The 15,975-nt window shown below is 76.9% G+C and carries 18 protein-coding genes; 9 read left to right on the top strand and 9 right to left on the bottom strand.

Annotated features, from left to right (window positions below):
- Complete coding sequence (locus G6556_RS03800; RefSeq protein WP_166938749.1) at positions 1 to 1,011, bottom strand: ABC transporter substrate-binding protein; 1,011 nt, start codon at positions 1,009 to 1,011, stop codon at positions 1 to 3.
- Between the two features lie 125 nt (positions 1,012 to 1,136).
- Between G6556_RS03800 and G6556_RS03795 the strand changes: the two genes are divergently transcribed.
- The gene (locus G6556_RS03795) at positions 1,137 to 1,907 is read left to right on the top strand and encodes a DUF429 domain-containing protein (RefSeq protein ID WP_166938747.1); all 771 of its coding nucleotides are present in this window, start codon (positions 1,137 to 1,139) and stop codon (positions 1,905 to 1,907) included.
- Here G6556_RS03795 and G6556_RS03790 read toward each other — a convergent pair.
- Entirely contained in the window at positions 1,904 to 3,298 is a 1,395-nt protein-coding gene (locus tag G6556_RS03790; RefSeq protein WP_166938745.1) for an FAD-binding protein, read from the bottom strand. The genes G6556_RS03795 and G6556_RS03790 overlap by 4 nt on opposite strands.
- A 110-nt stretch (positions 3,299 to 3,408) precedes the next feature.
- On the opposite strand from G6556_RS03790, the gene G6556_RS03785 reads away from it, so the two are divergent.
- Positions 3,409 to 3,699: a DUF1905 domain-containing protein gene (locus tag G6556_RS03785; protein WP_166938743.1), complete on the top strand. Its 291-nt coding sequence runs from the start codon at positions 3,409 to 3,411 to the stop codon at positions 3,697 to 3,699.
- A gap of 9 nt (positions 3,700 to 3,708) precedes the next feature.
- On the opposite strand, the gene G6556_RS03780 is transcribed toward G6556_RS03785, so the two are convergent.
- Positions 3,709 to 4,770, bottom strand: coding sequence for an LCP family protein (locus tag G6556_RS03780; RefSeq protein WP_166938742.1), 1,062 nt, complete (start codon positions 4,768 to 4,770; stop codon positions 3,709 to 3,711).
- A 443-nt stretch (positions 4,771 to 5,213) separates the two neighbouring features.
- On the opposite strand from G6556_RS03780, the gene G6556_RS03775 reads away from it, so the two are divergent.
- Together G6556_RS03775 and G6556_RS03770 are read left to right on the top strand one after the other, a co-directional pair.
- Positions 5,214 to 6,149: an aldo/keto reductase gene (locus G6556_RS03775; RefSeq protein ID WP_166938740.1), complete on the top strand. Its 936-nt coding sequence runs from the start codon at positions 5,214 to 5,216 to the stop codon at positions 6,147 to 6,149.
- A 61-nt stretch (positions 6,150 to 6,210) separates the two neighbouring features.
- Complete coding sequence (locus G6556_RS03770) at positions 6,211 to 6,513, top strand: DUF1905 domain-containing protein (RefSeq protein WP_166938739.1); 303 nt, start codon at positions 6,211 to 6,213, stop codon at positions 6,511 to 6,513.
- Between the two features lie 10 nt (positions 6,514 to 6,523).
- Here the strand turns inward: G6556_RS03770 and G6556_RS03765 are convergent, their stop codons facing one another.
- The 3 genes from G6556_RS03765 to G6556_RS03755 all read right to left on the bottom strand — a co-directional run bounded on the left by G6556_RS03765 (position 6,524) and on the right by G6556_RS03755 (position 7,580).
- The gene (locus G6556_RS03765) at positions 6,524 to 6,946 is read right to left on the bottom strand and encodes a type II toxin-antitoxin system VapC family toxin (RefSeq protein WP_166938737.1); all 423 of its coding nucleotides are present in this window, start codon (positions 6,944 to 6,946) and stop codon (positions 6,524 to 6,526) included.
- Positions 6,943 to 7,170 carry a plasmid stabilization protein gene (locus tag G6556_RS03760; protein WP_166938736.1) on the bottom strand — a complete coding sequence of 76 codons (228 nt, stop codon included), beginning with the start codon at positions 7,168 to 7,170 and terminating at the stop codon, positions 6,943 to 6,945. The genes G6556_RS03765 and G6556_RS03760 overlap by 4 nt, the downstream gene beginning before the upstream one ends.
- Before the next feature lie 62 nt (positions 7,171 to 7,232).
- Positions 7,233 to 7,580: a hypothetical protein gene (locus tag G6556_RS03755; protein ID WP_205692986.1), complete on the bottom strand. Its 348-nt coding sequence runs from the start codon at positions 7,578 to 7,580 to the stop codon at positions 7,233 to 7,235.
- A 154-nt stretch (positions 7,581 to 7,734) separates the two neighbouring features.
- Between G6556_RS03755 and G6556_RS03750 the strand changes: the two genes are divergently transcribed.
- The gene (locus G6556_RS03750) at positions 7,735 to 8,637 is read left to right on the top strand and encodes a LysR family transcriptional regulator (protein WP_166938734.1); all 903 of its coding nucleotides are present in this window, start codon (positions 7,735 to 7,737) and stop codon (positions 8,635 to 8,637) included.
- Positions 8,638 to 8,702: 65 nt separating this feature from the next.
- Positions 8,703 to 9,950 carry an FAD-dependent oxidoreductase gene (locus G6556_RS03745; RefSeq protein WP_166938732.1) on the top strand — a complete coding sequence of 416 codons (1,248 nt, stop codon included), beginning with the start codon at positions 8,703 to 8,705 and terminating at the stop codon, positions 9,948 to 9,950.
- Positions 9,951 to 9,965: 15 nt separating this feature from the next.
- Here the strand turns inward: G6556_RS03745 and G6556_RS03740 are convergent, their stop codons facing one another.
- From G6556_RS03740 to G6556_RS03730, 3 genes are read right to left on the bottom strand one after another with little or no spacing between them, the layout of a single operon-like run.
- Complete coding sequence (locus G6556_RS03740; protein ID WP_166938730.1) at positions 9,966 to 10,475, bottom strand: DUF6584 family protein; 510 nt, start codon at positions 10,473 to 10,475, stop codon at positions 9,966 to 9,968.
- Complete coding sequence (locus G6556_RS03735) at positions 10,423 to 11,631, bottom strand: bifunctional glycosyltransferase family 2/GtrA family protein (RefSeq protein WP_166938728.1); 1,209 nt, start codon at positions 11,629 to 11,631, stop codon at positions 10,423 to 10,425. Before G6556_RS03735 ends, G6556_RS03740 begins: the two co-directional genes overlap by 53 nt.
- Positions 11,632 to 11,634: 3 nt before the next feature.
- Complete coding sequence (locus G6556_RS03730) at positions 11,635 to 12,642, bottom strand: phosphodiester glycosidase family protein (protein WP_166938727.1); 1,008 nt, start codon at positions 12,640 to 12,642, stop codon at positions 11,635 to 11,637.
- A 190-nt stretch (positions 12,643 to 12,832) separates the two neighbouring features.
- On the opposite strand from G6556_RS03730, the gene G6556_RS03725 reads away from it, so the two are divergent.
- The 3 genes from G6556_RS03725 to G6556_RS03715 all read left to right on the top strand — a co-directional run.
- Positions 12,833 to 13,705, top strand: a complete 873-nt coding sequence (locus G6556_RS03725) for a methyltransferase domain-containing protein (protein WP_277344671.1) — start codon at positions 12,833 to 12,835, stop codon at positions 13,703 to 13,705.
- Positions 13,706 to 13,771: 66 nt separating this feature from the next.
- Complete coding sequence (locus tag G6556_RS03720) at positions 13,772 to 14,194, top strand: VOC family protein (RefSeq protein ID WP_166938725.1); 423 nt, start codon at positions 13,772 to 13,774, stop codon at positions 14,192 to 14,194.
- Positions 14,161 to 15,975 (top strand): BTAD domain-containing putative transcriptional regulator (locus tag G6556_RS03715; protein ID WP_166938723.1); only part of this gene is annotated, 1,815 nt, incomplete at its 3' end. The genes G6556_RS03720 and G6556_RS03715, both read left to right, overlap by 34 nt.

Genomic DNA, 15,975 nt, shown 5'->3' with positions numbered 1-15,975 from the left:
TCACGCGGCGTCGGCGAAGGCCTGGGCCACCTGCTCGTACAGCGCGGTGTACGCCTGGATGTCCTCGGTCAGGTAGAAGTCCGGGTCGAGGTAGACGACCTGGTCCTGCGCGACGGCGGTGACGCCGGCGAGGGCCTCGGAGCCGCCGATCAGCTCGGCGGCGGGCCGGTACTCGCCCTCGCCGACGCCGGCGCCGTCGCGGTCGAGCACGATGATCCAGTCCGGGTCCGCCGCGGCGATCGCCTCGACGCTGATCTCGTCGCCGTGCGAGGTGTCCTCCGCCGCCTGCTCGATCGCGGGCTCCAGCCCGAGGGTCGGGAACAGGGTCCCGATGCTGCGGCCGGCGACGGGCGCGCTGTACGAGATGGCGCCGCCGGAGGTGATGAGACCGACGACGGTGCTCTCGCCGTCGTACGCCGCCGTGGCGTCGGCGATCGCCTGCTCGTACGCCGCCACCAGCGAGGCGGCGTCCTCCTCCCGGTCGAAGATCCGCCCGAGCGCCTCGACCTGGCGGACGAGCTCGTCCGCCAGGTCCTCGTCGTCCCGCGGGCTGAGCTCGACGACCGTGGCGTCGGGGTTCTGCGCGACGATGTCGTCGTAGTGGCTCGCGAAGCGCATGCCGCCGATCACCAGGTCCGGCTCGGCGGCGACGATCGACTCCAGGTTCGGCTCCCGGTGCGAGCCGACGTCGAGCACCGCGTCGTCGTCCGTGTACTCCGGCCACAGGTCGTCGCCCATGACCGCCTTGGGGGCGGCCACCAGCGGCACGCCCCAGGACGACAGCGTCTCGAAGACCCGGTTGTCCAGCGCGACGACGCGCTCCGGGGCGACGGGGACCTCGACGGTGCCGTGGTTGTCCTCGATCGTGACCGTGCTCGCGGCCGCGGTGGTCCCCGCCGCGTCGGCGGGCGATCCGGCGTCGGCGGTCCCGCCGCAGGCGGCGAGGGCGAGGGCGAGCGGGGCGGCCGTGAGGACGGCGGCGAGCCGGCGGGGGCTCGTGCGCGTGGGCATGGGTGTGGCTCCTCGGTGGAGTCGGTGACGGGCGGTGACAGCGGCGGCCGAAGTAAGGAGAACCTATCCTTACCGGCGCCTGTCACGTCAACCTCCTCGTCGCGCGGTCCGGCACACTGGGCCCCGTGACGTCCCCCGCGCTGCACGTCGGCCTCGACCTCGCGTGGTCCACCGGCGTGACCGGCCTGGCCGTGGTGGACGACGCCGGCCGGCTGGTCGGGTCCGGGTCGTGCCGCACCGACGACGAGATCGCGGCGTGGTTCGCAGGGCTGGCCGGTCCCGTCGCGGTGGTCGGCGTGGACGCGCCGCTGGTGGTGCCGAACGAGACCGGGCAGCGCGAGGCGGAGCGGGCGATCGGCCGGGCGTTCGGCGCCTACGGGGCGTCCGCGCACACGGCGAACCGCGGCACCTTCGGCGGGGCGGACCCGCGGGCCTGGCGGCTGGCGGAGCGGTTCGGCTGGGCCACCGACCTCGGGACGTCGGTCGGCGCCGGGCGCACGGTCTGCCTGGAGGTGTACCCGCACCCCGCGCTGGTCGCCCTGTTCGGCCTGCCGTACCGGCTGGACTACAAGAAGGGCCCGCGCGAGCGGCGGCAGCCCGGGTTCGCCGCGCTGGTGGCGCACCTGGAGTCGGTCCCGGTGCTGCGCGCGGCGGAGAGCCCGCGGTGGGGGCACCTGCGGGCCGTCGTCGCCGACCCCGGCCCGGGCGACCTGGACCGGGTCGAGGACGAGCTGGACGCGGTCGTGTGCGCGCACCTCGCCTGGCTGTGGCACCACCGGCCGGGGTCGCTGGAGGTGTACGGCAGCGCGGTCGGCGGCTACGTCGTCGCCCCGCCGCCGCCCGCGCACCCGGCGGTGCGGCCGCCACGGCCACGGCGCCCCGCCCGCGCCGGCTAGGCGCCGTCGGCCCCCGGTGACCCCGCCGGCGGCACGTTCTGGTTCCGCCGGAACAGGTTGCCCGGGTCGTACACCGCCTTCGCGGCCGCGAGCCGGTCCCACGTCGCCCCGGGGTACGCCGCGCGCACCCGCTCGGGCCCCTCGTCCCCGAGGAAGTTGACGTACGCGCCGGTGTCGCCCTGGTGCAGCACGGCCGCGGTGCCCTCGACCCACGCGGTGCGCGCCGCCCGGTCGTCGGACCCGGTCACGAACGCGGCGACGTTGCCCATCAGCCGGCTCGACCGGTGCGCGAACGCGGTGGCGTCGGCGGGGACGCGCCCGATGGCGCCGCCGAGCGCCCGCAGCTGGACGACCCGCATCCCGTCGAGCTGCTGCAGCCGGGACACGACCGCCTCGGCCAGCGGCAGGTCGACGTGGTCCAGCAGGAGCGTGCGCGCGACGGCGGTCGGGTGGTACTCGGGGTCGGCCGGCGGGAACAGCTCCGGGTAGGCGACCGGGTGCACCAGGTCGGCGATCGGGGTCGCGAGCGCCCGGATCGGCGCCAGCGCGGCGTCCGCGGCCTCGGCCGGGCCGGACCAGCAGACGAGCGCCATCACGACCAGCGACCCGTGGTGCTCCGCCGGCACGAACGGCAGCGGCGGGCAGGGCAGCACGTTGACGATCGCGGTGAGCTCGTCCGGGCCCGCCTGCAGCGCGCCGAGGAACCCGGCGACGACCGGCGCGGACGCCGGCAGCAGCAGCATCCCGCCGGTCACGCCGTCGAGCGGGTGCAGCCGGAACCGGAATCGCGTGACCACGCCCAGGTTCCCGCCGCCGCCGCGCAGGGCCCAGAACAGCTCCGGGTGCTGCTCGGCGTCCGCGCGCACCACCCGCCCGTCGGCGAGCACGACGTCGGCCGCCAGCAGGTTGTCGACGGTGAGCCCGTGCGCCCGGGACAGGAACCCCACCCCGCCGCCGAGCGTGATGCCCCCGACGCCGACCGAGCCGGTGTCGCCGAAGCCGACGGCCAGCCCGTGCGCGGCGGTCGCGGCCGTGGTCTCGCCGGCGGTCGCGCCCGCCTCCACCCACGCCGTGCGGCCGTCGGGGTCGACGTCGACCGCACGCATGTCCCGCAGGTCGATCACCAGGCCGCCGTCCACGGTGCCGTGGCCGGCGCCGCTGTGGCCGCCGCTGCGGACGGCCAGCGGCAGGCCGGCGTCCCGGGCGAACGCGACGGCGGCGGCCACGTCCGCGTCGTCGCGGGGGCGGGTGATCACCGCCGGGCGCGGGTCGACGCCCCCGACCACGACCACCCGGAGGGCGTCGTAGTCGGGGTCGTCCGGCGGCACGACCCGGCCGGAGAACCGGCTCCGGAGGTCGGCGAGGTCCTGGGTGCTGGGCGAGGCGGTCATGCGGCGCTCCTCTGCGACGCGGCGGTGCGGCGGCGGGGGACCCCACCCAGGGTTCTCCCGGTCGCGGTGCGGCGGCAAGGGGTCGGCGGGACGGTCCGTACGCTGGCGGGATGGACCTGCGGTTCCGCGGCGAGATCATCCACTGGCGCGGGCCCGCGCCGTACCACTACGTCGCCGTCCCGGACCCCGAGGCGGACGAGCTGCGGGCCGCGTCGTCGCTGGTGTCGTACGGGTGGGGCGTCATCCCGGTCGCGGTGACGCTCGGGCGGACCCGGTGGGAGACGTCGCTGTTCCCGAAGGACGGCGGCTACCTGGTACCGATCAAGGCCGCCGTCCGCCGGGCGGAGGGCGTGGACCTGGGCGACGAGGTGGAGCTGCGGCTGCGCGTCGAGGTGCGCTGAGCCTTCCCGTCACGGCCCCGGGGCGACGTCCGGGACCGGCGGGGGGTCCACCAGCGGGCGGTCCTCGCGGATCCGCTGCCACAGGTCCTCGACCTCGGCCCGCCACACCACCCGGTTCGGGTCGCCCGGCGCGGGGTCGACCGGCACCGTGGCCGGGGCGAGCGACTCCGGCGGCAGGTCGCGCAGCGCGAAGCCCAGCCCGGCGAGCGTGCGGACGTCGCCCAGCCCCTCGCTCACCGAGAGGGACGACAGCACGGCGGTGAGCGTCGGCAGCAGGGTCGTCGGGTCCGCGAGCACGCCGGTGTCCGTGAGCCGCGCCGCGAACGCCCGCAGGAACAGCTGCTGCCGCTCGATCCGCACCAGGTCGGACCCGATCTCCAGCCCCATCCCCGTGCCCGTCCGGGCGCGCAGGAAGGCGAGCGCGGTCGTGCCGTCGAGCACCTGCGGGCCCGCCGGGACCGCGAGGCCGGCCAGCGGCGAGTCCATCGCCTCCGGCAGGTCCACCGGCACGCCGCCGAGGGCGTCGACCACCCCGAGCACGCCGTCCATCTTGAGCACGACGCTCTCGTCGACCGGCACCCCGGCGTTCTCCTCGAAGGTCAGCCGGGTGCAGGCCGCTGCCGCGGCCAGGTCCTCGGTGCCGCCGGCACCCACGCCGAACGCGGAGTTGAACATCGCCGACTCCCGCGGGGCGGACGTGCTCCCGTCCGGACGGGTGCAGGCGGGCAGCCGCACGAGCGAGTCGCGGGGGACCGAGACCAGGTCCACGCGGGTCCGGTCCGCGGACACGTGCACCAGGATCGTCGTGTCCGCGTTCACCGCGTCGTCCTCGCCCGCGAGCGCCGCGTTGGCCTCGTCGCGCAGGTCGGTGCCCATCAGCAGGACGTTCAGGGGACGCCCCGCGTAGCCGTCCCGCGGCTCGGGCTCCTCGGGCGCGGCCGGCGGCAGGTAGGCGGCGACGTCGGCGACCTCCACCGCGCCCTGGAGCCGGGCGTACACCGCCCCCAGCCCCGACGTGCCGGCCGCCAGCACGGCGACGAGCGCGAGCGCGGCCGCGCGCGCCAGCCCCACGCCCCGCCGCGGCCCTCGGCCGTGCCGGGGCGCGCGGGGCCGGGTGCCCGCCCGTCGGCCGTGCCTCGGTGCGCCGGTCCGCGCGCGCCGCCTGCCGGTCCGGGCGCGCGCCCCTCGGTCCCGCTCGCGTGCCCGGGTCGCCATGCGTCCTCCTCGGTGCGCCGGCCCGGGTGCGGCCGGGCGCACGCCCGTCGGGCGCCACGGCGGGTGCCGGTGGCGCCGGTGGTCGGCGACTGAGGTCGACGTCGGGGACGACCCGCGACCCGACGGTAGGGACGCCGTGTCGGCACCGGCGGGAGGCCGGGTGCAGGCCTCGGCAGCGTCCCGTGGAGCCGGTGTGAAGACGGGACGCCCGCGCACGGGCGCGCGGGGCGGTGGGTCCGTAGGCTCGGTGCGCGCCCGGCGTCACCGGGTGCACGTCACCGTCGACCCGAAGGACCAGCATGAAGACCTTCACCCTGCCCGGCACCGACATCGTCGCCCCGAACGTGGTCCTCGGGCTGATGCGCATCCAGCAGAAGTCCGACGACGAGGTCCGGGAGCTGGTCCGCACGGCGCGCGACGCGGGCATCGCGTTCGTCGACCACGCCGCCGTCTACGGCGACGAGAAGCACGGCTGCGAGGCGCGGTTCGCCGAGGCGCTCGACCTGACGCCCTCCCAGCGCGACGAGTTCGTCATCCAGACCAAGGCCGGGATCATCAAGGACGGCCCGTACTTCGACTTCTCGTACGAGGAGATCGTGCAGTCCGTCGAGGGGTCGCTGCGGGCGCTGCGCACCGACCACGTCGACATCCTGCTGCTGCACCGCCCGGACGCCCTGGTCGAGCCGGACGAGGTGGCCCGCGCGTTCGACGAGCTCGCGGCCGCCGGCAAGGTGCGCGCGTTCGGCGTCTCCAACCACACGCCGCAGCAGATCGAGCTGCTCAAGCGGTCGGTCCAGCAGCCCCTGGTGGTCAACCAGCTGCAGCTGAGCATCACGCACGCGCCGCTGATCGCGCAGGGCGTGGCGGCGAACATGGCCGCTCTGGACCAGTCCATCTCCCGCGACAACGGCCTGCTCGACTACTGCCGGCTGCACGACATCACCGTGCAGGCGTGGTCGCCGTTCCAGAAGGGCTTCTTCGACGGGGTGTTCCTCGGCGACCGGGAGAACTTCGCGGAGCTCAACGACGTGCTCGACCGCCTCGCGGAGAAGTACGGCGTCACGCCGACGGGCATCGCGGTCGCGTGGATCACCCGGCACCCGGCGCAGATGCAGGTCGTGCTCGGGACGACGACGCCGTCGCGGGTGACCGAGTCGGCCGCGGGGTCCGAGGTGCCGCTCACGCGGGCGGAGTGGTACGAGCTCTACCGCGCCGCGGGGCACACGGTCCCGTGACGCCGCGCCCCGTGCTGCCGCGCGACCGTGCCGTGTCGGCGGCGTGCGGCAGCATCGGGGCATGACCTTCGACTTCGAGGCCCCGCTCTGGCTGTGGGAGGCCCGGCGCGCCGAGCGCTGGACGTTCGTCAGCGTCCCGGAGGACGCGTCCGACGAGATCCTCGAGCGGGCGGGCGCGTTCGCGCGCGGGTTCGGGTCGCTGCGGGTCGAGGTGACCGTCGGCGGGACGACGTGGCGGACGTCGATCTTCCCGGACGCGCAGCACCGGTCCTACTCGCTGCCGATCAAGAAGGCCGTGCGCGCGGCGGAGGACCTCGAGGTCGGCGGGCCGGTGCGGGTACGGCTCCGGGTGCTCGACGTCTGACGCGGTGGCGTCAGGCCGGCTGGACCGTCCACGGGTCGACGAGGACGAGCCCGAGCCCGTCGAAGTCGCGCGTGTTGCGCGTGGCGAGCCGTCCCCCGTTCCCGGCGCAGATGGCGGCGATCATCCCGTCCTCGGTGCTCAACGGGCGGCCGGCCGCGCGGCGCGCGACCTGCATCGTCGCGAACCGGCGAGCGGCGGCGGTGTCGTAGGCCAGCACGTCCTCCTCGAACGTCGCCGTGACCGCCTCCACCGCGAGCAGCAGCTCGTCCCGTCGCCGGCCGTCCGGCAGGCGCTCCGCCCCCACCAGGAGCTCGCCGACGCTGACCGAGGTGATGGCGACCGCCTCCTCGAGACCCTCGAGCCACGCGATCACCCGCTCGTCCGGCTGGGCACGCAACGGCTCGGAGAGCACGTTGGTGTCGAGGACGATCACCCGAGGTCCAGGTCCCTCGGCTGCCCGCGCTCGGGGAGCTCGAGGTCGACGCCGCGGAGGCCGCGGGTGGCGTCCAGCCAGGACCTCGCCAGCGACGTGTCGCGCACGGCCGCAGTCAGGATCGCCCGCGCCTCGGCCTCCATCGATCGCTGGTGCCGCGCCGCGCGGACCTTGAGCCGCCGCTGGATGTCGTCGTCGAGGTTGCGGACCGTCACCGTGCCCATGCGAGCACCTCCCGAAGTCGTGTGCTGTCAATGCTAGCAACGAGCAGTGCGCACGTCACGCCTCAGGCCGCGAGGTCCACCACGCGCGCGGGGACCGGCTCGACCACGACCGCCGGCACCTCGGCGACCTCAGCCGCGGCGCGCTGGGCGGCCTCGCGCTGGCGCTGCCGCCGCGCCTTGAGCACCACCGACACGGCGTGCGCGCCGACGACGGCCCACACCGCGTTCGTGACCACCGACGGCCACACGCCGCTGCTCGCCGCGACCAGGCCCATGAACAGGCCGGAGACGACGTTGGCGAGCTGGTACCGGCCGGACGTCGGCGCCCACCGCCCGCGGGTGACGAGGACGTAGGCGACGAGGCACGTGACCGCGCCGACCCAGCCGAGCGCGGTGACGAGAGCGGACACGGGCGTACTCCTGGCAAGGCAGAGGGGTGGGTGGCGGGCCGGCGGCGGGGGGTCCCGCGGCTCGCCGGCAGCAGAATCATGGGGCTTCATCGGGTTCAGCACAATCGAATGATGTTGCGACAGGGGTGCAGCAGAACTGAATTAGGATGAAACGGTGCCGACCGACCCCCGCCGCCTCGCCGTCCTGCTCGCCGTGCACCGCGCCGGTGGGGTGCTCGCCGCCGCCGACCTGCTGCACGTGACGCCCTCCGCGGTGTCCCAGCAGATCACCCGGCTGGAGTCCGAGGAGGGCGTCGCGGTGCTCGACCGCAACCCCCGCGGCGCGACCCTGACGGCCGCGGGGCGCATCCTCGCGGAGGCCGCCGAGCGCATCGAGTCGGAGCTGGTCGAGGCGCGCAAGTCGCTCGCGGAGCTCGGCGGGGAGCTCTCCGGCAGGGTCACCGTCGCGGCGTTCCAGACCGCGATCCGTGCGGTCATCGCGCCCGCGTTCGCGGTCGTCGCCGAGCACCACCCCGGCATCGAGCTGCTGATCGAGGAGCGCGAGCAAAGCGAGTCGATGCGCCGGCTCCGCGAGGGCGACGCGGACATCGTGCTGCTGGAGCGGGACGAGGACGCGGACACGCACGTCCCGCGCGGGCAGCGCGACGTCGTGCTGCTCGAGGAGCCGTGGCGCCTGGTGCTCCCGGGCGCGGTGGCGACGCCGACGCAGCTGTCCGACCTGGCCGGGGTCACCTGGCTGGCGGCGGAACCGCAGACCGCCGCGGCGCGCGCCATGGGCCGGGTCACCGCCGCGCTCGGCCCGGTCACGTCGCGGCACCTGTACTACGACTTCGACGTGGCGCTGGCGCTGGTGGCGGCCGGGCAGGGCGTCGCGCTGCTGCCGGCGCTCGCGCTGCAGGGGGAGCTGCCCGACGGCGTGACGGTCGCGACGGTGCCCGGCCTCGGGTCGCGGCGGCTCGTCGCCCGGCACCGCGCGACCCGGCGCGAGCCGGGCCCGGCGGTGGTCGCGGTGATCGACGAGCTGCTGGCGGTCGCGTCGGGCCTGGACCTGGTCTGACGCCGCCCGCCGGGCCGCTGCGCCCCGCCGGGCGGGCGCCCCGACCCGCCCCTAGGCTCCCGGGCATGGACTGCGACGTCGTGGTGGTCGGGGCGGGGCTGGCCGGGTTGACCTGCGCGCGGACCCTGCACGCACGCGGGCTCGACGTCCGGGTGCTGGAGGCCGGGCCGGCCGTGGGCGGGCGGGTGCGCAGCGAGCAGGTGGACGGGTTCACGCTCGACCGCGGGTTCCAGGTGATCAACCCGGCGTACCCGGCGCTGCGCGAGGTGGTCGACGTCGACGCCCTGCGCCCGCAGCCGTTCCTGCCCGGCGTGGCGGTGCGGCGCGACGACGGGCTGGCGGTGCTGGCGGACCCGCGCCGCGCGCCGGCCCGGCTGCGCGAGACGCTCGGCAGCGGCTACGTCCGGATCGGGGAGCTCGCGGCGCTCGCGCGGTGGGCGGCGCCGGCGCTCGGCCCGGTGCGCGCGCTCGAGTCCGGGCCGGACGCCACGCTCGCGGAGTCGCTGACCGCGGCGGGCGTGGACGGGCGGCTGCGGCACGAGGTGCTGGAGCCGTTCCTCGCGGGGGTGCTCGCCGACGAGTCGGGCGCGACGTCGGCGACGTTCGTCCGGCTGGTGGTGCGGTCGATGCTGCGCGGCACGCCGGGCCTGCCGGTCGGAGGAGCCGGCGCCCTGCCCGCCCTGCTCGCCGAGGGCCTGCCGCACGTGACGACGGGCGCGCGGGCCACGGCGGTCGAGCGCGTCGACGGCGGCCGGGCGGTGCAGGTCGACGGCAGCCGCGTGCGCGCCCGGGCGGTCGTCGTGGCGGCGGACCCGGTGACGGCTGCGGCGCTGACCGGGGTGGCGGCGCCGCCGATGCGCGGGCTGACGACGACCTGGTGGGCCGCCGAGGGCATCCCGCGGGTGGACGCGGTCGTGGTCGACGGGCGGCGACGCGGCCCGGTGGTGGACGCGGCCCTGATCTCGGCGGCCGCGCCCTCCTACGCGCCGGCGGGCGCGCAGCTCGTGCAGGCGACCTCGGTGCTGCCCTCCGGTCCGTGGGACGCCGCCGCGCGGCCCGACCCGGCGGAGGTGCGACGGCAGGCGGGGGAGATGCTCGGCGCCGACCCCCGCGGCTGGCGGGAGCTCGCGACCCACGAGATCGCGGGCGCCCTGCCGGCGGCGACCCCGCCGCTGCGGGTGCGGCAGCCCGTCGACCTCGGCGACGCGCTCTACGTCTGCGGCGACCACCGGGACACCCCGTCGCAGCAGGGCGCGATCGCGTCGGGCCGGCGCGCGGCGCGGGCGGTGGCGCGGCGGCTGCTCGGCGCGTGACGCGGGCGGGGCGCGTCAGAGCACGAGGCCGACCAGCCAGCGGACCACGGTGACGGCGCCGACCACCAGGAAGGTCAGGACGACGCCCACGACCGCGAGCGCGAGGACGTTCGCCCACCACGGGGCCGGCTCGAGCTCGGTCCGCGGCCGCCGCCAGGCCCACGGCTCTCCGGCCAGCTCCTCCGCGCGGGCGCGCAGGTCCCGGAGGCGCTGCTCGGCGAACGCGGAACCGGCCCCGTCCTCGGCGCCGTCCCAGCGCAGGGCCCGCATCATGCGGCGCGCGTCGCCGCGGTGCGCCCGCTCGAACGCCTGGAGCTCCTCCGGGGTCGTCCGCTCCGACAGGTAGCCCCAGCGCCCGGCCTCCTGCGGCTCGCCGAGACGGCGGTAGACCTCGGACAGGCGCTCGCGCACGTCGAGCCGCCGTGGTGCGTGCTCGACGAGGCTGCGCAGGCGCACCCGGGCGCCGTGCGGGTCACCTGTCGCGAGCAGGTGCTCCGCCCGGGCGAGGGTCTGCTCGACGGGCACCCGCGGACTGTAGCGCGGCGCCGGGCGCCGGCGCCGCGACCGTGGACGCGGGGCCCGGTCGCCAGGTGCTCCGACCCGGTCCCGCCGTCGCACGCCCGCGCGGCCCCGCGAACACGAACCGGCGCTGCGCCTGGAAGCTGACGAGGTACAGCACGACCTCGGTGGCGACCTTCGCCGGCAGCAGCCCGACGCCGAGCCCGGTCAGCGCCGCCAGGAGCACGTAGCCCGCCCCGAGCAGCAGCACCGCGAGGGTCGCGTACCGGACGGCGGCCCGGCCCAGCGGCGCCCGCCGCAGCCCGTCCGGCCCACCGGCCCCGCGCCGCCGGCGCCCGAACACCAGGCCGCGGTTCACGGCGAAGTTCGTCCCCGCGCTCAGCAGCCGCGCGCCGAGCACCGACGCCGCCAGCGACCCGGTCGCGGCGTGCAGCGCGAGCAGCGCGACGGTGTCGATCACGAACGCCGACAGCGACGACAGGCAGAACAGCAGCAGCGGTGCGAGCACCCGCGCGGAGTCGGCGAGCGGCCGGAAGTGCGAGGACGCGTTGCCCTCCAGGTAGATGGTGGCGATCTCGACCTCCTCGACCGGCAGCCCCTCGGCGGCGGCGCGCAGCAGCAGGTTCTGCTCGTACTCGAACCGCTCGCCGCGCACGGTCCGCAGCCAGGGCAGCAGCGCCGCCGGGTAGCCGCGCAGCCCGGTCTGGGTGTCGCGCAGCCGCAGCCCGGTGGCGAGGTGGAACACGCGGGCGGTGACCCGGTTGCCGAGCACCGACCGCGCCGGCACCCGCCCGGTGAACGCCCGCACGCCGAGCACGGTCGCCGGCCGGTCCACGGGCTGCGCGTCGAGCGCGGCCGCCACCCGCAGCACGTCCGCGACCGAGTGCTGCCCGTCGCTGTCCGCGCACACGACGGGGTGCCCCGGGTGCTGCCGCTCGGCGTGGGCGAAGCCGGTCTTGAGGGCGCAGCCCTTGCCCCGGTTCCGCGGGTGGGTGAGCACGGTGCAGCCCGCCCGGCGGACCCGGTCGAACAGCGGGCGGTACGCGGGCCCGGAGCCGTCGTCGACGACCAGGACGTGCACGGACGGGGCAGAGGCCCGCAGGTCGTCGACCAGGCGCACCAGGCGCTCGTCGGGCTCGTAGGCGGGGACCAGGACGATCACGGCTCAGCCCCCGATGTACAGGATGTCGGAGGTGCCGCGCTCGGTGCCCTTGCCGAGCGGGTCGTTCACGAGCGAGCCGTCGAAGTACATGGTCGAGGAGCCGCCGCCGTCGATGTTGTACGCGGTGGTCGCGCCGAGGGACTGCATGATCTCGGCCAGCCCCGTCATGTCGACGCCCGCCGAGTACCCGGGCGAGCGCCCGTCCACGACGACGAACACCAGGTGGTTGTCGTCGACCACACCGACGGCGGTGCGCGGCTGCTCGCCCTGGATCGAGTGGTTGCCGACGTTGGTGTCGACCTCCACGTCCTCGATGCCGTCGACGACCTCGCCGTCCGCGACGAGCGCCGGGCCGAACGACAGGGTGTTCCACACCCCGTCCGCCACCAGCGCGTCGGCCGTCGTGGTGGTCTCGTCGTAGACCTCGACGTGGCCGTCCGTGTAGAACGCGAGCCCCTCGCGGGCGCCCTCGTCGCGGTAGACGACGCCGTTGCGGATCACGATGCCGGTGTCCCGGAAGCCGTAGTAGTCGCCGTTGATCGCGAACACCGCGTCGTTGTCCTCGGCGATCTGCGAGGTGGTCTCGGTGATGTTCGTGCCGAACTGGTTGTTCGCGAACGCCGAGCGCAGGACGGTGGCGTCCGACAGGGTCACGTCGGCCACGTAGTACGTGACCTGGTCGTCGCCGCTGCCGGTCACGACCGTGGAGATGCTGATGCTCGCGTCGTCCGACTCGTAGGTGGTGCCGGTGACGGTCGCGTCGGCCGCGGCGTCCGCCTCGTCGTCCTCGGCGGTGGACGTGGACGTGCCGTTCTGCTCGGCCTCGTAGGCCTGGACGTCGGCGATCTCGACGTGGTCGATCACGAACCGGTCGAGGGCCCAGGCCGACCCGCCGCCGAGGGCCAGCAGCAGGACGAGCGTCGAGACGAGGAGGGAGCGGCGGAGCCGGCGCCGGCGCGGGGGCCGGTCGGCGGGTGCGCCGTCGGGTCGGGTGCGGGGGTGTCGGGTCATGCGGGCAGGTCTACGGAGCGGGTCCAGGGCCGCCCGGTGCGGGGGCTGTGCGGGGGGTGTGAGCCGTCCCGCGCCCCGTCGGGCGACCGGCTCCCGCCGTCACACGCCCGCGCACACGCCGCCGGGGTCCCCTGGTCCGCATCGGGCGCCGGACGGACCGGCGCCCCCGGGCGAGGAGCAGGTGGACGAGATGATGACGATCATCGGGGGAGCGCGCGCGACGGACGACGCGGCGGTCGCGGCCCTCAAGCAGCGGCACCGGGCGATGTGGGCGCTGGGGGACTACCCGGCGCTCGCGGCCGAGGTGGTCGGGGAGCTCGGCCCCGCCCTGGTGGCGGCGGTGGGCGTGCGCCCGGGCGACCGGGTCCTCGACGTGGCGGCCGGCACGGGCAACGCGGCGGTCCCGGCGGCGCTCGCCGGCGGGCGGGTGGTGGCGTCGGACCTGACGCCGGCCCTGCTCGACGCCGGGCGGCGGGCGGCCGAGGCGCGGGGCGTCGCCCTCGACTGGCAGGAGGCGGACGCGGAGGCGCTGCCGTTCCCGGCCGGGGCGTTCGACGTGGTGACGTCCTGCATCGGGGTGATGTTCGCCCCGCGGCACGCGGTCGCGGCGGCCGAGCTGCTCCGGGTGTGCCGCCCGGGCGGCCGGGTGGGGCTGATCTCCTGGACGCCGACCGGGTTCATCGGGCGGCTGTTCGCGACGATGAAGCCGTACCTGCCGGCGCCGCCGCCCGGCGTGCAGCCGCCGCCGCTGTGGGGCGACGAGGACCACGTGCGGGGTCTGCTGGGCGCCGGCGTCACCGACGTCCGCGTCGAGCGCCGGGTGCTGGCGGTCGACGCGTTCCGCACGCCGGAGGCGTTCCGCGACTACTTCGCGAGCCGGTACGGGCCGACGATCGCCGCCTACCGCGCGGTGGCCGACGACCCGGACCGCACGGCGGCGCTCGACGCGGACCTGGTCGACCTGGCCCGGGGCGCGGCCCGGCGCGGCCCGGACGGCGGCGTGCTGCTCGACTGGGAGTACCTGCTCCTGACGGCGCGCCGGGCGGGTGGGCGCGCGTCTTGACGCCGGCGCGCGCACGGCGGCAGTGTGAGCCAGGTCACAGTGCGTCGACCGTCCTGGAGGACCGCCATGCCCACGCGCCTCAACCCGTACCTCGGCTTCCGTGACACCGCGCGGGAGGCCATGGAGTTCTACCGGTCCGTGTTCGGCGGCGAGCTCACCGTCAGCACGTTCGGCGACTTCCAGGCCAGCGAGGACCCCGCCGAGAAGGACAAGGTGATGCACGCCCAGCTCGAGACGCCGGGCGGGCTGGTGCTGATGGCGTCCGACACCCCGAACGCGATGCCCTACACCCCGGGCGACAACTTCTCGGTCTCGCTCAGCGGCGGCCCCGACTCCGAGGCCGAGCTGCGCGGGTACTGGGACCGGCTGTCCGACGGCGGGAACGTGGTCGAGCCGCTGTCCACGGCCCCGTGGGGCGACTCGTTCGGGATGGTCGCGGACAAGTTCGGCACGATGTGGCTCGTGAACATCGCGGGGAACGCGGGCTGACCCCGGGCGCCCTCGCCCTCCTCGGCCCGCCGGCGATCCGGCGGGCCGAGGAGCGCGCGCCGGGGCCGCGCGGCAGCAAGGCGTGGCTGCTGCTGGCGTACCTGGTGCTGGCCGGCCGCGGGGTGCCGCGCAGCCGGCTGACCGGTCTGCTGGTCGAGGACGCCGACGACCCCGGCGCCGCGCTGCGGTGGAACCTGTCGCAGCTGCGCCGTGCGCTCGACGGGCTCGCCGACCTCGGCGGCGACCCGCTGGTGCTCGACCTGCGCCCCGGCACCGTCGTCGACGTGCGGGTGCTCGCGTCCGGGGCGTGGGCCGAGGCGCTCGCGCTGCCCGGGTTCGGGGGTGCGCTGCTGGAGGGCGTGACGCCGCGGGGGAGCGCCGCGCTCGAGCTGTGGCTCGCGGCCGAGCGCGAGCGGGTCGCGGGCCTGACCGGGGCGATCCTGCACGAGGCCGCGCACGCCCGGCTCGCGCGCGGTGACGCGGCGGGGGCGGTCGACCTCGCCGGGCGGCTCGTCGCGGCCGAGCCTCTGGCCGAGCGCGGGCACGAGCTGTGGGCCCGGGCGCTGATCGCCGCCGGGGACCGGGCGGGGGCCGAGCGGCGGGTGGCCGAGTGCCGCGCGCTGTTCCGGCGCGAGCTGGGCGTGGAGCCGTCGCCGAGCCTGGCGGCGGCGCTGCGCGCGCGGGCGCCGCTGGGCGCACCAGGGGCGCTCGGCGCACGCGGTCCCGCCGGGACGCCGGGCGCGGCCCGGGACGACGGCCGGGGTGCCGCCGGCCCGCCGGCCCCGGACACGCCCGCCGCCGTCGACGCCGCGGTCGAGGGCGGCGAGGGGGCGGCGCACGTGGGGGCGTACGAGCGGGCGATCGACCTGCTGCGCGCCGGCGTGGACGGCGCCCGCGCCCTGGGCGACGACGCCCGGCTCGCGGTCGCGCTCGGCGCGCTGGGCCGCGTGCTGGTGCACGGGGTGCGCGGCAGCGACGAGGAGGCCGTCGCCGTCCTGCACGAGGCGCTGGTCGCGGCGCGCCGGTGCGGGGCCGCGGACGTGGCCGCCCGGGCCGCGCTCGAGCTCGGGCACGTCGAGACGCTGCGCGGTCGCTACCCCCGGGCCGGGATGTGGTTCGGCCGCGCCCGCGACCTGGGCGGCGCCGACGCGCGGCTGCGGGCCTGGGTCGGCGTGTTCGACGGCATCGGGCGCAGCGACCAGGCCGACTACGCCGGCGCGGTGGACGTGCTGGACGCGGCCGTGGCGGACGCGCGGTCCGCGGGCGACGTGCGCGCCGAGGCGTACGCCCTGACGGCGCTCGGCCGGCTGCGGGTGCTGCGCGACGAGCCCGGCCCGGCGCTCGCGGCCCTCGACCGCGCGTGCGCCGTGGCGCAGGACCTCGGCTGGACGTCGTTCCTGCCGTTCCCCCGCTCGCAGCGCGCCGAGGTGCTGCTCCGGGCCGGTGACCTGGCGGGCGCCGAGGCCGGGTTCGAGGGCGCCTACGCGCTGGCCTGCCAGGTCGGCGACCCGTGCTGGGAGGGCTACGCGCTGCGCGGGCGGGGGCTGCTGGCCGCGGCCCGGGGCGACGACACCGAGGCGCTCGACCTGCTCACGGCCGCACCGGGTGCCTGCCGCCGGCAGCGCGACGCCCACGACTGGGTGGAGGCGCACTGCCTCGACGCCCTCTGCGGGTTCGCGGTGCCGCGCGGGCTGCCCGGGGCGCCGGGCTGGGTGGACGAGCTCGAGGCGTTCGCCGCGCGACGGGGGATGCGCGAGCTCGTGGCCCGCGCGGCGAACGCC

This window comes from Cellulomonas sp. IC4_254, from assembly GCF_011603975.1.
Lineage (GTDB): Bacteria > Actinomycetota > Actinomycetes > Actinomycetales > Cellulomonadaceae > Cellulomonas.
The sequence above is the reverse complement of the archived record's forward strand: the minus strand, read 5'-3'. Positions and strand labels throughout refer to the sequence as shown.

Bases quoted from the DNA above. Each gene is read 5' to 3' on its own strand.
- G6556_RS03800 (WP_166938749.1), bottom strand. From the start codon at position 1,011: ATGCCCACGCGCACGAGCCCCCGCCGGCTCGCCGCCGTCCTCACGGCC.
- G6556_RS03790 (WP_166938745.1), bottom strand. From the start codon at position 3,298: ATGACCGCCTCGCCCAGCACCCAGGACCTCGCCGACCTCCGGAGCCGG.
- G6556_RS03785 (WP_166938743.1), top strand. From the start codon at position 3,409: ATGGACCTGCGGTTCCGCGGCGAGATCATCCACTGGCGCGGGCCCGCG.
- G6556_RS03775 (WP_166938740.1), top strand. From the start codon at position 5,214: ATGAAGACCTTCACCCTGCCCGGCACCGACATCGTCGCCCCGAACGTG.
- G6556_RS03770 (WP_166938739.1), top strand. From the start codon at position 6,211: ATGACCTTCGACTTCGAGGCCCCGCTCTGGCTGTGGGAGGCCCGGCGC.
- G6556_RS03760 (WP_166938736.1), bottom strand. From the start codon at position 7,170: ATGGGCACGGTGACGGTCCGCAACCTCGACGACGACATCCAGCGGCGG.
- G6556_RS03745 (WP_166938732.1), top strand. From the start codon at position 8,703: ATGGACTGCGACGTCGTGGTGGTCGGGGCGGGGCTGGCCGGGTTGACC.
- G6556_RS03730 (WP_166938727.1), bottom strand. From the start codon at position 12,642: ATGACCCGACACCCCCGCACCCGACCCGACGGCGCACCCGCCGACCGG.
- G6556_RS03725 (WP_277344671.1), top strand. From the start codon at position 12,833: ATGATGACGATCATCGGGGGAGCGCGCGCGACGGACGACGCGGCGGTC.
- G6556_RS03720 (WP_166938725.1), top strand. From the start codon at position 13,772: ATGCCCACGCGCCTCAACCCGTACCTCGGCTTCCGTGACACCGCGCGG.